This is a genomic window from Fluctibacter halophilus (genome assembly GCF_020687825.1).
GTDB lineage: Bacteria > Pseudomonadota > Gammaproteobacteria > Enterobacterales > Alteromonadaceae > Fluctibacter > Fluctibacter halophilus.
Genome location: NZ_JAJEWP010000001.1, coordinates 386,421 through 403,430, shown reverse-complemented (window position 1 = coordinate 403,430; position 17,010 = coordinate 386,421). Strand labels below are relative to the sequence as shown.

Genomic DNA, 17,010 nt, shown 5'->3' with positions numbered 1-17,010 from the left:
CGTCGTGTCGTGATCAGTGTCACAGCACAGGATACTGCGAAATCACCGACACTCAAGACGCTCGACAACTATCACACTGAAAAAGCGTGTTCCATCACCCATTGGTCGTCACAATGCACTCAATCAGACTCACCTGTCGGGCCAATGCGGTACGGATCACGTAGTCTTCGGTCATCGCGGCACACACCCGTCGTTGGCTGGCCATCGACGGCAGCGCCGCAACGGAAATCAGCTTGCCATTGTAAGGATAGCGACGAGGCCAGGCCCCCTCATCGGCACTGGAAAAGGTCACCACCAGTTGCACGCTGCCACGGGTATTAAACACCACCAGTGTACTGGCATAAAACAGACCTGAACTGTGGCTGTCAGCGTGATGACGGACGTGGATGCGGGCCTGATCCACACCACATTGATGTTGTAAATGCTGACTAAAGTCCTCAACACAGGCCTGGTTGGTTCGTTTACTGTTGGTGCGCACCACGATCATACAATCGATCCCGCTGATGGGCATCGCCTTGGCGGTGAACAACGAGCTTTCGTCCAGACTCCACTGTAATGCAGGATCATCGCTGAAACCCGCCTCCTCAATACTGACATGTTGGTTAAAAGGGGAAGCTTTGACCCGATCTGACAACCCATTGAGTTGATTAATAATTGTTCCGATAACGGCACTGGTCTGCTGTTCCTGCTCACGACTGGGGGGTGTCTTCAACGCATCACTGCGCTGATGCACAACATCCAGTAGGATGGCTACCCAACGTAATCCACATTGACTGGGACCCAATGCAGCACAGGAATGTGCCCGTATTACCTGTGCGACCTCATCCACTGGCTGCTTGGCACTGCCAGTAAGTAATGCCTCACACCATCCCGCATTATTAAACTGGAAACTGTCATCCACAACCTGTCCCATGGTCTCTTGCAACAAGGTAGTGAGCGCAGCTTTGGCCCTCGGCTCTTGATCTAAGTTCCATATAACAATAAAACGCTCTATACGCCGTTTCATTTTATCCACATGGCGGGAGGAGCCGTCCGCCACTTCACTGAGCATAATCAACTGTTCGCGGGCATGGTAAAGCAGACCCGGCATGGGCAGTTGAACGTCATGGGGTAACGCCGGTAACTCAGGAGGCAGTGGCGGCATTGCCGGCGGCAACACGACCGAGGTATCTTCAATACCAAGTATACTGGACTGCCACAATTCAATCGCTTCAACGGTATTCTTACGCGGAATAGTGACGTCAATCAGCTCCATCAGAATGGGACTGTCGATAGCAATCGCGGCCGTGCCTGTTTTGGCCTTGGCCCGCCAGACATAGCCCAGGCGATGCAGCGAAAACGGTCGAATGGCCTCATTGAAGATCATCCCGGGCCCATCACTTTTAAGCCCATGTGACTCCCTTGCCCAAAGACCAGTCATAGCGTGATTAAACACCATGCGGATGGATTGCTGCTTGGTCAGTTCAAGGTCATAAAGGGTATTGAGGGGCGTTGCTCCATCACAGGGGATAGCATCATTTTGCTGCCCCCAAAGCCCTGCGATCACCGTGTTTAACGTCGTTTTATCCGGCAATGCCTGTTTGGTCACTTCACCGATGCATGCTGCAGTCAGGGTGAACACATCCATCAACAGGTCTTCAATCTGACCGTACAAAAAATCCAATACCGGTGGCGGCAACCAGGGATTGATCAGGATCTGGGTATCCCAGTCTGACGAACCCGACTCACCATTAACGGTTCGTCGAAACGCGTTGCCGCCTTTGATATAAAACACCACCAAAGGTAGCTGCGTGTTCAGGGAGTACGTTTCCCGTGTCAATGTTACCAATGTATCCAAGCCGGTATTGATGTCTTGCAACCCCTTGAGCACATACCCCCGGGTCTGCTGTTTAATGGTTTGCCAGGGTACAGGATCCCCTTGCAACGAAAGGTTGTTGATTTGCTCAGTCAGCCAGCCGCTGATGCTGCGACGCAATGCCCGCGCTTTAGGGTTTTTCATGTGCGTTCTCCAGATAGGTCAGGTTGTCAGCCACGCTCGAACGAACCCAACGATACATGACGTACAACAAACCAAACGGCAAAATGGCCAGGTTGAACAGACGATCCACGAGGGTACGTACGATATGGCTCAACACACTTTCCTGGTGTTGTTTGAGTTGACGATGATTAAGGTTTTGCAGGTGAGACACGCTGTGACTCGCCTGCTTTTTGAGGGTGTCCCCGCTTCGCGGTGTCAAAAAAACCGTGTGAATATCCTGCAACGTGGTTGGCGACGTTGAGCGCACTGGCGGTGACAGGGCTGACACAGCCGGCAACGGTGGAAACAGCGGCGGACGCCAGATCATTACGATCCCTGCGGCGACCAGCAATGCATATTTGATCAGCTTCATCCTGTCCCCCTACGCCAATGGCGCGTAGGTACCCTCTGCCCAGACTTCACTGTGGGCGAATAAGCGTAGCAATGCGATATCCTGTGTCGCTGCCAGCTCTGCAAAACTGGTCTCCCAAGTGTGTTTTCCCTCGTGCACCTTGACCACGTTGTGCCAGTCTTTTTGCCAGTCGATGGACAGCATCACACACTTTCCGCCCACACTGCCGTACAGCAAATCATTGCTATCCAACAACACAATGCGGCGTTTATTACGCAACGTCAGCTCCTGCTCCAGCACGATGTACATCAGACCACTCATTACCGTTTGCGGGATCAATGGTTGTGGCTGTGTCAATGGTGTACTCAACACGGTGGCATAGTGGCTCAGATAAGGATCGACAGCCGGTGGCGGTGCAGGGTTATGCGCTGCCCCTTGACGGGTTCCGGAGTAATCAGGTTGCGCCAACGCTGACGGCCGCTTGATCGGTGCAGGGGAAACCGTGGCCGGGTGATAATCGGGCTGAGGCGTTATGGCTGCACGTTGACGCTTTTGCTTTTTCGAAGACTTAGTCATGGGCGGTCCCCTGGGCGCATTGCGCCTGTTGCCAGGTGTTACAGGCATCAATGAACAGGCTGCGAAACTGCACTGGAGCCTGTTCAGCTAACGGATTGTCACAAACCTTATCGCTTTTTTCAGACCACCCGAGCCACGCCAGGCGCCAATCTCGCAGCTGTGCGGCCCGAGCGTAAACCAACGCGGGACGGTTTAAACCCAGACAATCAATGGTTGACTGCCCCCGTCGAGGCGTTTGACCGCTGTTGGCGCAACCGCACAACCACTGTTGATAGGCCCGGTCAACCGAACTGTCACTGAGCCTGTGACCCCGAATATCCTGTTGGTCAGGAATACGGCCGGGATCCGCGCTAACCAAATCAGCGGTCTGCTCGACGGACAGGCCCTTTGTCTGTTGATAGAATGCCACCACTTCATCAAACCCATACGCGCACGCATTCATGGGGTTAAAGCGGATAAACTGGCGTGGATCTTCTCCATAGGGGTTGACCAGAGACGGCCGCTCAGCACATTCGGACACATCCGGCATATGGGGGCCGCTGATCACCGGAAAATGATTCCCTTTGTAGCGCTGGGCACAATCGCCACAGGCAAACAGCAGGTTGTTCACATCATAAGCCAGGGCATAGTAAGCGGTTCGCTGTATGTCCAATCCCTGCAGGTAACCACACGGTGGGCGATAGTGAAAGACTGCGCCATCATTAGCGGCAATCAGCCGCTCACACCAACTGCAACAGCCCTGGTTGGCTTTAATCAGCGCTTCGCTGATGTTGTCACAACCGTACAGGGACGGGTCAAACGCGGCTTGGGTAAACCCAATCATCAATCGATCGCCGTGTTGGACAGACAATCCCGGCTGTGGTCGTAATGTCATGTACACCAGGTTTTCGACCAAGTCTCTTGCATAGCCTTTTTGCAGCAATGCGCGGCGGTCCTGGGTGCGCAGCAGTCGATAGGGGTGGGACTGATTAACCGCTGTCAGTATTGCCTGCATTTGCTGCACCGCTGCCCGCTGCTTATGCTGTTGATCAGGGCTAAGGCAAACCGCTGGCCGCTTTATGGCTATCATTGCCCTATCCCTCAGGCGCCGCTATTCGGATCAGTATCAGGGGAAGGCTCGGTGGCGGTCTCCTGCGCTGTTGACGGCATAACACTGTGCATAGCCTGCTGCTGTTGCGCCAGTGACTGGCTGATCTGGGCAATCGACGCCTGCACCGCCTGCTCGGCATGGGAGATGTGTTGCTGTGCCGCTTGTTGCAGCTGCTGCAGAGGAACTTGTTGGGCTTGGGCAGCACCGTGCAATGCATTGGACACCTGCTGCAAATGTTCCGCTGGGCTTTCGTTTTTGCCGGGCTGTCCCGCCTGGTTCAAATACGCCTGTGCTTGCTGGTGCAAATGTTGAAAGGTCTGTTGGTCGTGTTGGGCTAACTGCGCAACACTGGCCTGCACAGGATCAACATCTGGATCAGCCTCAGGGTCCTTTTCGCTGGCCGATTCGGTTTGTGTCTGCGCGATGTTTGCCAGCTGTTGCTGTACTGAGGCCTCCAGCGAGGCAAGCTGCGCTTTTACATCACTTTCAAGACTGTCCATGCGTTGTTGCAGGCTTGCCAGTTCAGTGGCAAGGGGATCATTGCCGGTACTCTTGGTCGGCGCTTTTTTTGACGTTGCCATTAGGAATTCTCCGATGTTGGGGAAAGTGAAAGGGCATCCAATGTCAGGCAACCATCGTCATTCAACAGATACTCTGCCGATGTTTGTTGCTGCATAGCTCCCACACGCCAGGTGGTTCCATCCTGTGACAAACAGCAGGAGGAAACGGTCACATCAGCGAGAAAGGGCCATAGGCGCTGTTCCAACTGCGTCATGGCGACGGTCGCCGTAGACTGTTGGCGAAGCGGGGACACCCCGATGTTCTGCACCAGCTGCAATACGCCGGTAGGCAGATCGGTGAAGCCGGTAAATTGCCGGCGCCTGCCCCAATCCCGCAGCAAAGACTGACTGTCAGCGGTGGTTTGAGGGGGCGCTAAGGTAGGGCAAACCAGTCGCTGCATCACCATGCAGCAGCTGTGATCGAAAATCTGAGCAAAGGCCGTTTTGACCATAGGAGAAATACCGGACGTGGCCGGATCACTGACCAGCGCTGCGAATGTTCTCAGGGCGAATTGCACCAGCTTGGCGAATCCGCCAGCATTGGCGCAGTGGGTTTTCGCGAATGCCACGGCATTATTGATCAGTGCATCACTGTAGGTGTTGGCGTGCAGGTGCGTTTCCAACTGATGGAGGCTTCGCAGATCATTGCCATTGAGATGCTGAAACGGGGCTGACGCCGCCACTGACCAAGCGGCCAGTCGTTCCTGTACGGCGGCATAATCCTGTTCGGTGACCAGCCCTTTGGTATCAATGAGTGCATCAAGGGCCTGACGTTGTGCCGCTGACTTCCCTCCTTGCATCACCGTATCGATTACCGAGCGTTGATTGTCGTTCAAACCCAGCAAAAAGTCCGCCGAGGCACTAAAGCCGCAGGCTGATAGCGGTACCTGCTGAGCACTATACAAACCCTGAAGTACACTGTTTAACAACGCACTTTCCGCATGAAACGTGTAATGACGCCCATCGCTGATGGCTTGCTGAAACCAGCGCGTGCCCCCGGGGATCCATCCAAGTACCTGGCGTCCCGCCAGACTCAGTCCGCTGTCATCGACAATGGGGTACTGAATAGTAATCATGATGCATCCTCGTTAGGTCCGGTAACCTTAATCGCCGGTGGGAAACGTCGACAGTACTTCACCGGCGTTGCTACCGATGGTTTTGAAATTCTCTGCCGCACCGGTCATCAAGGTCTGCAATTGGGTCAGTACTTCGGTACATTGGGCCACATTGCCGGTGGCGAGCATTTGAGAAATCGCCACGCCAGCCGCCGTGGTGCTGATGGTATTGAGATTGCGCAACTGATCCGTGGCATCCTGTACGGCGATCGCCGTAGACTGCGACACTGACTGATAGGCTTTGCCAGCACCAGCGTGCCGGATGATGTCACCGGTCAGCGTTGCTTGTTGCACCGCCTGGATAGAGTTCGCGATTTGTGGATTTACCATTTCATTAGCCATGGAAGGATCCTCCTGGTTGCCAAATTAAGTTGCGGATGAGCTGGCCCTTTTCAGTGCCCCTCGTCTTTCTTGGGTGCCGGCGCGGGGCCTGGTTGCGGTGTCGGCGCGGGTGCTGGCGACGGTGCAGGTGCTGGCGCGGGTGATGGCGAAGGCGCAGGTGCTGGCGACGGTGCTGGCGCGGGTGATGGCGCAGGCGATGAGCCGCCACTGTCACCGCCCGACGAGCCACTACCAGAATCACTTGGTTTGTTCATTGCCTCCAATTGGGCCAGAAATGCCGCTATCGCTTGTTGCGTGGCCTGGCTGTCAGCACCTTCTTTTTTGGCTTGCTGTATCGCGGCTTCGGCCAGTTGTGAGGCCATTTTCAGCAGGTCTTCCGGGGCTGAACCACTGCCGCCCCCGCCATTGCCGGATAAAGGCATAAAGGGTGGTGGCACGGTACCAGCGGGACTGGGTGGCAATGGAGGCTCTGCCGCCAGAATACGCGCACAGGTGGTGGTGACCGCCGCATTGTTGGTGATTTGAGCGTTTTGCTGTGCCGACACTGCATTGTGCATGGACATACCCAGGGTTTCTGCGGACACAACATCCAGCAGCGCCATCCCCTGGGGTGCAGCCAGCCCAACCAACAAGGTATTGGCCTGGGATACTGCGTCAGTAATGACGTCGTTTACTGTCGATGCGTTGTTCATGACGTTCACCTTTGCAGCGCCAGCTGCGCTACCTGTTTTGCCGTCGACCGGTTACCACAAAAACCGGGTCAACGGTCCGTTTGAATAAGAGGGGTGAGTCTGTGACGACTCCCCCTGGACACTAGAAATCCGGGTTACTGCCGGTTTCCCTGTTGGTATCACGCAAAAATCTTGCTGGTAGCAACACCGGTCGAAGCAGTATCGACACTGTACAACGTGCTGACACCCTGAACCGTCGCCGCCTGCCAGGTAATACCCGACTGTTGTTGCGCGGTGGTTGCATTGTGTGCGGCGTTACTGAGTGCCTGGGAAGTAGCCACCATGAAATTGCCCATGGATACTGCGGGTGCATCACCCAATACTTTGGTGTTCGCTTGCGTGACTGAGTCAGTAATTTGACTGTTGACGGATGTAGGATACATATCGGTTTCCCTCTATTTGATTGAATGGTTGAAGCATCATGCAAGAATGGCTTTTGTCGCCTTCCCGGTTGATGCAGTATCAAGGGCATACAATAACGCTACCCCTGCCGTAGTGGCCGCTTGAGCCGTAATATTGGTTTGTTGCTGGGCATACGTGGCATTGTGTGCCGCATTGCTCAGCGCCTGTGACGTTGCCTGAAACAGGTTACCCATCGCTATCGCAGGGGCGTCACCCAGGACCTTGACGTTGGCCTGTGTGACAGCATCTGTGATCTGGTCGTTGACGGAGGTTGGAAATGCCATTTCAGTGACTCCTTATCCGCAATTACGAGCCCAGAATGGCTGAGGTCGCTTTGCCTGTACTGGCAGTATCAATGGAATACAACGTTGCGACGCCCATCGTGGTTGCTGCCTGAGCGGTCACTGCCGTTTGTTGTTGTGCGGTAGTGGCGTTATGTGCTGCGTTGCCAAGCGCCTGTGATGTCGCCTGGAACAAATTGCCCATCGACAACGCGGGGGCATCGCCCAGGACCTTGACATTGGCTTGGGTAACCGAGTCAGTGATCTGACTGTTAACTGATGTTGGAAATGCCATGATGTAGTTCTCCAATTATTGGTAAAGACTTAATTCAAACCCGCGACTTTGGATTGCAAGATCGCTGATGTCGCCTTGCCCGTAGACGCAGTGTCCAATGAGTACAACGTTGCGACACCCATGGTGGTTGCTGCCTGAGCCGTCACCGCGGTTTGCTGCTGCGCAGACGTTGCGTTGTGCGCTGCGTTGCCGAGCGCCTGAGAAGTTGCCTGAAACAGATTGCCCATTGACATCGCAGGCGCATCGCCAAGCACTTCAACGTTGGCCTGCGTCACCGAGTCGGTGATCTGATCATTGACAGAGGTTGGAAATGCCATGTTCACTCCTGTTCTGTGGTGTTATTCAAAAAGTGGATGTCCTTCGCAGCGCTGCACAGGGCGTCACTGATCGTTGAACATGATCCAGACTAGAAGTCTTGCGGCGCTTGTGCGGGTAAAAAAAGCGCCAAAAATGGGTACTTTTCGCGCCACGTCGTTATCCAGTGGTAAAAATCGATTGCACGGTTCAGCCGTCCTGCCGGAATACCCGAGGGCAGCAGCCAACATGGCGACGAAAGGTCTTTTCAAAGTGACGCAAGTCATGAAATCCCAGCGCAAAAGCAATATCTGTCACCGATTGTCGTGGTTGTGCACGCAACATCGTTTTGGCCCGCTCGACCCTTAATTGTTGCAGTAGCGGTTTGAACGAAGCCCCCAAATGACGACGAAACAAGGCGGATAAATGCGCCGGACTGACAAATACCTGACGGGCCAGTTCGGTGAGTGGCAACGGCTCACCACCGTGCTTACGCAGTATCTGTAACGCCCGAACCAAGGCCACATGGAACGATGGAGGGGCTTGCCAGTCGGGGCTCAGCATAGCCTGCACAAAAGCCGCCAACCCAGCGGCGGAACTACACGGTGGCGTACTGGACCAATCCAGGATACCGCCGCCCGAACACTGAACTGCGTTTCCTTCTGCCGCAAAGTCCGCTAAATCCATTTGCTGTATGTCTTGCCCTTCGAGGGTCGTGTGGGGTGATGACAATGCGACATGGGCCACAAACCGTTCCAGCCCGACGACATTGTCCTTCCAGTTCAGCTCCTGAAGGGCCTTTACGGCACCGTCAGAAAACTGCAGATCAGCGAGTCCTCGATACTTGGCCCGCAGCATGGTCAACAATGCCGGTATATCCTCTCGTCGTTGGGATAGGGTGGGTAAGGTCAGGCGCAACCAAGGCCAGGACGAGAAGCCTTCAGCATCATGGTCCCTGACACTGACGAGGAGGCGAACATCTGGAACGTCGCTACCGCTTTTGGTTTGCCACTGGATAATGCGCTCAGCCACGCGAGCAGGTGCCTGGGTAGAGGACAACCGAACACTCAGGGTACCACCATGCGCCCGTTGCCATGCGTCATGCAGTGACGCGTCCTGTTGTTTCGATGCCCCCCCCTCCATTGACAGATACACCAGCGGGCAGTGATGGCGGTGACTGTGACAATGCAGGGTACTGGCGGCAATACGCTTGCCGCTGCCACAGGGTCCAATCAATAACACCGGCAAATCCACACTGGCCAAAGACGGCAAACGCAATTCCAACGCTCTCAGCGCCGGACTGTTACCGCACCAGCATACTTGTTGCTCAGCGGAGTGCTCCACCCGGGCCCGGATGAGATAACGCACTACGATGTTGCTCAATGTCATCAGCGCCGGGTAGTGGCTACCATCCTCCACTGCCTCTGGGGATAATCCGCTAACCCCTATGTCCCCGATACACTGCGTTCCCAGTACTAACGGATAAGATACCTTGTGTCCGGCAGTATCACCCGCACCAGGTTGCTGCGACAGCAAAGCCGGCGATGTGCCCGCCAGTAGTGCCCCGCCGGTATACCCCAGCCACTGTTCGCCGCTGGCATTCAGTCGGATCTGAAGATGCAACGAGTGTGGATTGCAACGATAGCCTTCCAGAGCTTGTAGACATTCCCGTTCAAAAGTCTGCAGTTGTGACACATTCATGGGGTGCTCCCTGACCCGGTGACAACGCTACCAACCTGGTTTCGTGATCGGATCAGGCGGTGCAAATGCAATAATAGAGACCGACAAGGGTAGAAAAGGCGCAATGAAAAGTGCATTACAGGAGATTACAGAAATGTCACCTCCTGGCAGAAATAATAAAGCCTGCTAGAGTTATGATAAGGCAAATATTTAAGCCTTCATCTTCTATTCACACAAGGACGTGCTCATGACAACGCTCTCCAAATCCGACCGCCAACTGACAGAACACGTGTTTTATTTCGATGTTGTCCCTCACCCTCACGATGCGTGGGCGTTCCGCTATAAAGGCACTTCGCCGGACGCTGGCATGGAAAGCGATGACCCGTTTCCGTTCGACATTGATTTCGACCATTTTCAGACCGCACAATTGGTGTTTAATTTGTCCAGCAAAGCCTTTGTGTATGCCTTTAACGCCACCATGCTGGATAAGATCCGAGCGCCCGTCACATACAATGTGCACATCAACAACGCCCGCAATCAACTGACGGTAACCTTAAACCTGTTGCACGCATCTGAGCACTATCAGGCATTTAATTTCCAATTGGTGTGCACTGATGCAACGCCCTCAGAGTCTGGCTATACCCAGTATTACTCACAGGATCCGAAAATCGGCATCAAAGGCAATCAGGGTTAACGGGCGCTGGCGATATCCAGTCGTTGGCATTCGCTCAGACTGATAGATAGCGCTTCACGAAACTGCGCCGTTGTGCACAACGGCGCAAACCACGGCAAGCGAAACCACACCGGCCCGATATCAGCCTGCAGGGCAAGATCCACATGCAGCATGGCCGACTGATATTCGCCCAATGCGGTGTAAATCAAAGCAGCAATATAGGCCACTTCACCATTGTCCGGTGCGCGCTTGAACGCCTGGCGCAGCGCATGCAACGCCCCTCCGGTCTGGTTAAGGTGCAGTCTGGCCTGAGCTACCAACAACCAGTCATCGGCAGAGTGAGCTTCGCCAATCAACGCCAACACCCGACGATAACCGACAAAGGCGCTTTCCCAGGCACCCAAGGTGCGATGTGTGTCTGCAAGGTTTAACCACCAAGTCGGATTTTGCGGTGACTGCTCAACGGCTAACTGCGCCTGGCTGCGGGCCTGTTCAAAATCCCCTTGCAGCATGTACGCCAGCGCAAGGTTGTTGTAGTCCAGGCTTTGCGGATGCTGTGCCACCACCAGCGACAGCATCTCGACAGCCTGCTCAACCTGACCGGAATACAGGTAAAGCGCCCCCAACAGCTGATTCGCTGCATGGTCCTGTGGCATGAAAGTGCGCAACTGCTCCAGCGCAAGCTGACCTTTATTGACGTTGCCCAAATACCAGTGACACAACGCCATGCTATACAAACGCCGGGCGCTGAAACGCAATGACTGAGCCAGCTGATAGTGCTCCAGCGCGCGCGGATACTGCCCTTGTTCAAGGTACAATGCAGCCTGCAAGTCATGGGCCTCGACATTGTCCAGACCACGGGTTTGTGCCTGCCCGATCGCTTTCCCGGCACGCGTCATGTCGCCCCGGTTGAGGGCAAGCCAGAACATATCCACAAAAAACGCCGAGCCTTGTCGGTATTCGTAGGGCGCATCCCGCAGCGTCGATTCGGCAAGGTCCAGATAATGGGATTCGCCGCTGTCCTGATACACATTGATGACTGTCTGGCGCAATAACCCGTAGGCCGGGTACAGGTGACGTTGTTTGTCGAGCAATTGAAGTAATGCCTGCAGTACCTCAGGCGTTTGTTCTCCTTGCAATTGGATACGGTAGTACAACGCCAGGAACGCTCCGTAACTGTCCTCATTCACATCGATTGCAGCCTGCGCTCGCGCACGTATACCCATCACGTCAGCAATATGGCTACGTACTACACTGGTCATCATCGCAGCACTGCCAAAGGGTAGCGTCCATCGCTGTGAGGACGTTACAGTCCAGTCTGGACCGGTGAGACGCTCCACGATGACCTCACACTGACCAGCCCCACAGGAGACAAAAGGCAGCACAATGTCGCTGGCCTGGGTTGCAGCAGCAATGACATCTCCCCTTAACGGCAACGCCCGGGTCTGTGCTGCTGCGACCAATTGCATTTCTGGCTGCTGCTCAACCCAATAGCGCAAGGTATGATCGATACTGGCCAGCACCATGGCATGTTGCTCCCCCACGGCCCCACCGTCAGCCATGGTCGGCGACACTATGACAACGCGCCGGATCTCACCGGCTTCAGGGTCACCCATCGAAGAAGTTAGCAGCAGGGCTGCCACCATCCCCAGCACCAGATTGCCCCTTCGCCACAAGGTAGCGGACAGCGAGGCATCAGCCGGCGTCAGCGGTCGGGTTGGTTGTTCGCCGATACGCGCAGAAACCAACTCAGATTTCACCGCTGCCAACACGTCAGCGACGCCGGCCATACTGTCAGGCCGGAGCCGGGCTTTGGTGGCAATACACTGGCTCAACAACGCCACCAGCGATGACGGCAGTGACTGTGCGGTTTGACGTTGCCAGTTCAATGATGCAGTGGAGGACGAGGGCAATGTACCGGTCAGTAGCTCAATTCCCAGCAAACCAAAGGCATAGATATCGGTCGCCACCGAGTCCTCACCCGAACGACGTTTTTCGGGCGCGCAATAGGCCTCAGTGGCGTAGACGGGTTGTTGCACACCGTCAGCCTCCCCCACTGAGTGTTTGCAGGCAATACCCAAATCAATCACTTTGACCTGACCATCATCGGCGACCAGCACGTTGGCAGGCTTAATGTCGGCATGCACCAACCCGGCGGCATGAATTGCGTCTATCCCCGCGGCAATTTGCGACAGGATATCCACCCTCGCTTCGACCGACCCGTTGGCCGAGTGGCGTATCGCTGACAACGGCCTGGCGTCAAAATATGCCATCACCAGCGCCACACCGCGCTCGTGTTCAATAATGTCATAAATGGGCACGACATTGGGGTGAGAAATGCGTGCAAGCGCCCTGGCTTCTCTGAGCGCCAGAATGTCAGGCGCTGAGTCGGTCAAAAACTTGATCGCCACCGTGCGCTGTAAACGTTCATCTCGGGCACGGTAAACGATCCCCATTGCTCCCTGTCCTATGCAGCTTTCAAGTGTATAGCCAGGCAACGTATGAGGTTGAAAAGATGAAAATTGCGGTGCTTCAGGCATGATGCTGAATGGACGTCTCTACACCATCGTATTCGGTCTGTCCCCCTTTGATGATGACATTGTCCGGGCAGCCCCAGCGCACTTTACCCGGTACACGCTCAATCAACGCCGGGCCATCAGGGGTCAGGGCATAGTGTTCGCTGAACTGACTGCGGGCACGGTATATCTGGATATTCAGGTGACTTTCCGTGATCCCAAGGCTACGGGCCAGACGATCGACGTATAACCATCCCTGATTGATATCCGACACCCCCGAGCAGCGATCAACAATACGTTGTCGGGCCAGCAGCAGACACAGGTAGTGATGGCTGCGAATCGCCAAATCAATCTGTCCCGATTGTCCGTCGGTGCATGTCAGCTGGACTTCTTCCTCATCCTGACTGACATGGAAAACAAAATGAACATCCTGCCAACTGTTCAACGCCGGCAGCAAGGGGACGGTTTCTTTGGGGACCTCCCCCATTCGCAGTTGCCAGCGTTGCCCCTTGAACCGAATCCAGGCTTTGTCGTTGAGCAGCCGTATGGGGTTGTGACTGTCGAGGGGTTCGAGGCACCATTGCTGTTTAGCAATGTACACCGCGATTTCCGCATCCTGTTCCGAAGGCAGTAGCTGATGGGCATGTAACGGGATAACCTCATCACACACGCAGCGATGGGGCACATAGCGACACAGGAAGGTCGCCGGTGGTGACACATCAGATAACGTAAGCAAGGGTGTGCTCAGACCGGCAAATTGTATTGCATCCCCCTTCTGCAACGGTACCGGTTGCGAAGATACAACACGACGACCGTTCAGCCAGCTGCCATTGCGACTTTCGTCCCGTAACCACCAGCCATTGTCTTCCCAGTATACAACCGCGTGAATCCTCGAGATTTCAGGCGCGTCAATCGCACTGTCAACAACACCTGCTAGCCGTCCAAACACATGGTGGGGCGCTATTGGTAACGCATACCCATCCTGATCCGTGAAAGTTGCCATGATTTATGGGTACAGTTTTGTCCAAAACGAACCTTCATAGTAGGTGGCTTTTTTTGCCTTGTCCAAATATACACCCTACCTTGGCGGTAATTTACTGACCTTTTCGCCTGCCTCTCACACTCATAGAAAATGTAAAAAAGTGTAGCAATTGGCGGGAAGTCCTTCTTTTTCCTCGCCGGTTGTCTACAATGCTGGCGCAAGGACCCATCCCTGACAACAAGGGAGGAAGCATCAAGGGCATAACAATGGCAAAGGGTTGTTCATTTCTACATATCACGTTACTGATCGGTACACTTCTATTTCAATCGTCAGGGGCCAAGGCGAATGAACCGAAACGCTACATTCCAGACGATATTGAGTGGCAATTGGACATCGGTCTGGCGCTTTCCTATGGACAAACTCTGATTGAAGGGATGTATCGCAACGATCGCCAGTTAGCCCTTTCCCTTTTGTTGTCAGGCGGCGTGTATGTGGATGATTTTTTTATCGAATCATCGCCCCTCAGCCAACATCCTCTGACCCTCGGCTATGTGGTTCATGCCGACAACAAGCAACAGGTCAATCTGATCGCCGAATCCTGGTTTTCAACCATCGATGCGGAAGAACAATATGACACCCAGGTGCTGGATGGACTGGATGCACGCAACGCGTCACTGGAAGTGGGTGTGGAATACCTGACCACCATCGGCAAAATGGACCTTCGGGTCCGGCTGCTGCACGATGCCCTGGGTCGCCACGGAGGCGGCCTGTTCAGCGCAGAGCTGGCGCGTCAGTATTATACTCGTCATGCGCTCTGGATGCCGTCGTTAGGGATCACCGTCGTATCATCGGACGCGGTGGATTTCTATTATGGTGTACGCCCCCATGAAGCCACACTAACCCGTCCGGTTTACACCGGTTCCACCGCCTGGATTGGTTCAGCCCGACTGTATGCCGAGCGGCCGCTGGGCGAAGATTGGTCGTTGATTGGCTTCGCCGGTTACGCCTTTTTCAGCGACGGTATCGCCGACAGTCCCATTGTTGGGGATCGCAATGATACGTTCCGCGTCGGTATGGGGGTACTGTGGTCATTCTGAAGGGATTGCGCCCCGCACTGCTGGGCCTCAGTTTATGCCTGACAGCACCTGTAAATGCTCAGCAGCAGCCGATGCCACCGCGGGTTGCCAGCCTGATCGCCAGCCCGGGAACCTGTGAGTTGGCCCAGGATCAGGTCAGTTGTGACATCAACGCCGCATTCATCTGGGAAGCGCCGACGCAGGGAGCCTATTGTCTGTGGGAAAGTGGCTCACAGATCCCGATGGCCTGCTGGTCAGACGCCTGGACCGGGACCTTCCATCTGCCCTTTGTCGCGGGTGAGGATCGTCATTTTGAGCTGCGTCGCAAAGACAGTGTCCACATACTCGCCACCTCGACAATCAGGGTGATTGGTGCGGTTGAACAACGGCTGCGTGCCCGTCGTCGGCATCGGCTGTGGCGGATGTTCTGAGCGTTGTGACACATTTTGACAGTGTGCTGACAGATTTACACGCAAACGCAAAAGATTGAGACAGTTCATTGCTCCACAATGGCCACCACTGATTAGCGTGGTTACAAGGAGAATGAATCATGAAAAAAACGCTTACGGTATTAACAATGGTACTAATGTCTTCAAGCACACTGGCAGCTCAACTCAGCCCGGCCAATCCGGTATTGCGTCCACTGACCCTGAAAGACGGTGAAGTGGTGCTGGGAGCCTCGATAGGCTATGGCGACAGTGAAGACGATAACGGTGGCCAGCTTGGCCTGAATGCTGCCTACGGGATCACCGATGATCTGACCCTGGGACTGGGCGGCATCCGCTACCGCATGCTATCCCGCGGCAGCGATACCGCTGCGGGACTGGAGTTGGCCATCGGCGCAGGCCTGCGAGGCTATCTGGAGTCTGACGGCAACGGTGACGCCCTCGGTTATGGCGCTGATGTCACCGGTAAATACGTGTTTTCCGATGATTTCGCGGTCACTTTTTCCGGCGGCTATGTGTACTGGAATGAGCAGCATCTGGCCAATAAACACGAGTGGCGCTTCAGTGTCGGCGCAGAGAAGGCATTGGGCAATGACCTTACGGCTTTTGCGGACTACTCATACCGGGATTTGCATGGATTCAGTCAAAACCATGCCAATCGCTACACACTGGGGGTAAACTACAACCTGAATCGTCAATGGGATTTAGGTCTGGCATTTTCCTACAGTGATTTTGATGCCGTTGAGAATGGGTATGACGCGGATAATGCGTATCGCCGCAATCTGGGGATCTACGCCACCTACCGTTTTTAAGACCGTGCGCAGCCGTCTGGACACAGGGCTGCGCCCAATTATGGATACATAAGGATAATGAACGAGCGGCTCCATCATGTTTTTCTGGTCGAGGATGATCAGGCTCTGGCAAACCTGGTGTCAGAATACCTGTCGCAGCAACACTTTCGGGTTTCCTGGGAAGCGCGGGGTGACCGGGCGGTAGAGCGTATACTGGCCGCTCAGCCGGATGTGGTGTTGCTCGATATTATGCTGCCGGGCAAAAATGGCGTCGACATATGCCGTGAACTACGATTGCAGTCCGACATCCCGATCATCATGCTCACTGCCCGCAGTGACGATATTGATCACATCGTTGGTCTGGAGGTCGGCGCCGACGATTATATCTGTAAACCGGTGCAGCCTCGCCTGTTGTTAGCACGCATCACCGCGCTGCTACGACGCAGTACCAACAATACACCGTCAAACGCCCTGCCGGCAGAAATGCGTTTTGGCCAATTACTGATCAACCCGACCCATCAAACCGTTCACCTGGGTGAGCATGAGTTGCCACTGACCACCAATGAATTCACCCTGCTGACCCAATTTGCGCAACATGCGGACACCGTGCTCAGCCGCGATGATCTGCTCAACCATTTGCGCGGGTTCGGCTATGATGGCATGGACCGAACCGTCGATATGCTGGTTTCTCGGTTACGCAAGAAGCTTGGCGACGACGCCAATAAACCGCATAAAATCAAAACCGTATGGAAGAAAGGGTACCTTTTTGTCAGCACCGCCTGGCAATGAGT

The 17,010-nt window shown here is 54.7% G+C and carries 20 protein-coding genes; 5 read left to right on the top strand and 15 right to left on the bottom strand.

Annotated features, from left to right (window positions below):
• Positions 1-94: 94 nt before the first annotated feature.
• The 13 genes from LJ739_RS01920 to LJ739_RS01860 all read right to left on the bottom strand — a co-directional run bounded on the left by LJ739_RS01920 (position 95) and on the right by LJ739_RS01860 (position 9,756).
• Entirely contained in the window at positions 95-1,999 is a 1,905-nt protein-coding gene (locus tag LJ739_RS01920) for a hypothetical protein (protein ID WP_229156911.1), read from the bottom strand.
• Entirely contained in the window at positions 1,986-2,390 is a 405-nt protein-coding gene (locus LJ739_RS01915; RefSeq protein ID WP_229156910.1) for a hypothetical protein, read from the bottom strand. The genes LJ739_RS01920 and LJ739_RS01915 overlap by 14 nt, the downstream gene beginning before the upstream one ends.
• 9 nt (positions 2,391-2,399) lie before the next feature.
• Entirely contained in the window at positions 2,400-2,945 is a 546-nt protein-coding gene (locus LJ739_RS01910; protein WP_229156909.1) for a hypothetical protein, read from the bottom strand.
• Positions 2,938-4,014 (bottom strand): HNH endonuclease family protein, encoded by a 1,077-nt coding sequence (locus LJ739_RS01905; protein ID WP_229156908.1) that lies wholly within the window; start codon positions 4,012-4,014, stop codon positions 2,938-2,940. The genes LJ739_RS01910 and LJ739_RS01905 overlap by 8 nt, the downstream gene beginning before the upstream one ends.
• An 11-nt stretch (positions 4,015-4,025) precedes the next feature.
• A complete protein-coding gene (locus tag LJ739_RS01900; protein WP_229156907.1) occupies positions 4,026-4,616 on the bottom strand; it encodes a hypothetical protein in 591 nt (196 codons plus the stop codon).
• A complete protein-coding gene (locus LJ739_RS01895; protein ID WP_229156906.1) occupies positions 4,616-5,671 on the bottom strand; it encodes a hypothetical protein in 1,056 nt (351 codons plus the stop codon). The genes LJ739_RS01900 and LJ739_RS01895 overlap by 1 nt, the downstream gene beginning before the upstream one ends.
• Positions 5,672-5,698: 27 nt before the next feature.
• Positions 5,699-6,052: a hypothetical protein gene (locus LJ739_RS01890; protein WP_229156905.1), complete on the bottom strand. Its 354-nt coding sequence runs from the start codon at positions 6,050-6,052 to the stop codon at positions 5,699-5,701.
• 50 nt (positions 6,053-6,102) lie between these two features.
• Positions 6,103-6,744: a RebB family R body protein gene (locus LJ739_RS01885; protein WP_229156904.1), complete on the bottom strand. Its 642-nt coding sequence runs from the start codon at positions 6,742-6,744 to the stop codon at positions 6,103-6,105.
• Between the two features lie 158 nt (positions 6,745-6,902).
• Positions 6,903-7,166: a RebB family R body protein gene (locus tag LJ739_RS01880; RefSeq protein ID WP_229156903.1), complete on the bottom strand. Its 264-nt coding sequence runs from the start codon at positions 7,164-7,166 to the stop codon at positions 6,903-6,905.
• A 36-nt stretch (positions 7,167-7,202) separates the two neighbouring features.
• Positions 7,203-7,469 (bottom strand): RebB family R body protein, encoded by a 267-nt coding sequence (locus LJ739_RS01875; protein WP_229156902.1) that lies wholly within the window; start codon positions 7,467-7,469, stop codon positions 7,203-7,205.
• 22 nt (positions 7,470-7,491) lie between these two features.
• Entirely contained in the window at positions 7,492-7,761 is a 270-nt protein-coding gene (locus LJ739_RS01870) for a RebB family R body protein (RefSeq protein WP_229156901.1), read from the bottom strand.
• 29 nt (positions 7,762-7,790) lie between these two features.
• A complete protein-coding gene (locus LJ739_RS01865) occupies positions 7,791-8,078 on the bottom strand; it encodes a RebB family R body protein (protein ID WP_229156900.1) in 288 nt (95 codons plus the stop codon).
• A 187-nt stretch (positions 8,079-8,265) separates the two neighbouring features.
• Positions 8,266-9,756 carry a helix-turn-helix domain-containing protein gene (locus LJ739_RS01860; RefSeq protein ID WP_229156899.1) on the bottom strand — a complete coding sequence of 497 codons (1,491 nt, stop codon included), beginning with the start codon at positions 9,754-9,756 and terminating at the stop codon, positions 8,266-8,268.
• 226 nt (positions 9,757-9,982) lie between these two features.
• Between LJ739_RS01860 and LJ739_RS01855 the strand changes: the two genes are divergently transcribed.
• Positions 9,983-10,429 carry a hypothetical protein gene (locus tag LJ739_RS01855; RefSeq protein WP_229156898.1) on the top strand — a complete coding sequence of 149 codons (447 nt, stop codon included), beginning with the start codon at positions 9,983-9,985 and terminating at the stop codon, positions 10,427-10,429.
• Here the strand turns inward: LJ739_RS01855 and LJ739_RS01850 are convergent.
• Both LJ739_RS01850 and LJ739_RS01845 read right to left on the bottom strand, forming a co-directional pair.
• Complete coding sequence (locus LJ739_RS01850) at positions 10,426-12,948, bottom strand: serine/threonine-protein kinase (RefSeq protein ID WP_267494128.1); 2,523 nt, start codon at positions 12,946-12,948, stop codon at positions 10,426-10,428. The genes LJ739_RS01855 and LJ739_RS01850 overlap by 4 nt on opposite strands.
• Complete coding sequence (locus LJ739_RS01845) at positions 12,941-13,927, bottom strand: FHA domain-containing protein (RefSeq protein WP_229156896.1); 987 nt, start codon at positions 13,925-13,927, stop codon at positions 12,941-12,943. Before LJ739_RS01845 ends, LJ739_RS01850 begins: the two co-directional genes overlap by 8 nt.
• Positions 13,928-14,172: 245 nt before the next feature.
• Between LJ739_RS01845 and LJ739_RS01840 the strand changes: the two genes are divergently transcribed.
• The 4 genes from LJ739_RS01840 to LJ739_RS01825 all read left to right on the top strand — a co-directional run bounded on the left by LJ739_RS01840 (position 14,173) and on the right by LJ739_RS01825 (position 17,008).
• On the top strand, positions 14,173-15,003 hold the full coding sequence (locus LJ739_RS01840; RefSeq protein WP_229156895.1) for a MipA/OmpV family protein: 831 nt from the start codon (positions 14,173-14,175) through the stop codon (positions 15,001-15,003).
• Entirely contained in the window at positions 14,991-15,413 is a 423-nt protein-coding gene (locus tag LJ739_RS01835; RefSeq protein WP_229156894.1) for a DUF3019 domain-containing protein, read from the top strand. The genes LJ739_RS01840 and LJ739_RS01835 overlap by 13 nt, the downstream gene beginning before the upstream one ends.
• A 119-nt stretch (positions 15,414-15,532) precedes the next feature.
• On the top strand, positions 15,533-16,240 hold the full coding sequence (locus tag LJ739_RS01830; protein ID WP_229156893.1) for a porin: 708 nt from the start codon (positions 15,533-15,535) through the stop codon (positions 16,238-16,240).
• A gap of 57 nt (positions 16,241-16,297) precedes the next feature.
• Positions 16,298-17,008 (top strand): response regulator, encoded by a 711-nt coding sequence (locus LJ739_RS01825; protein WP_229156892.1) that lies wholly within the window; start codon positions 16,298-16,300, stop codon positions 17,006-17,008.
• The last annotated feature ends 2 nt before the right edge of the window (positions 17,009-17,010 follow it).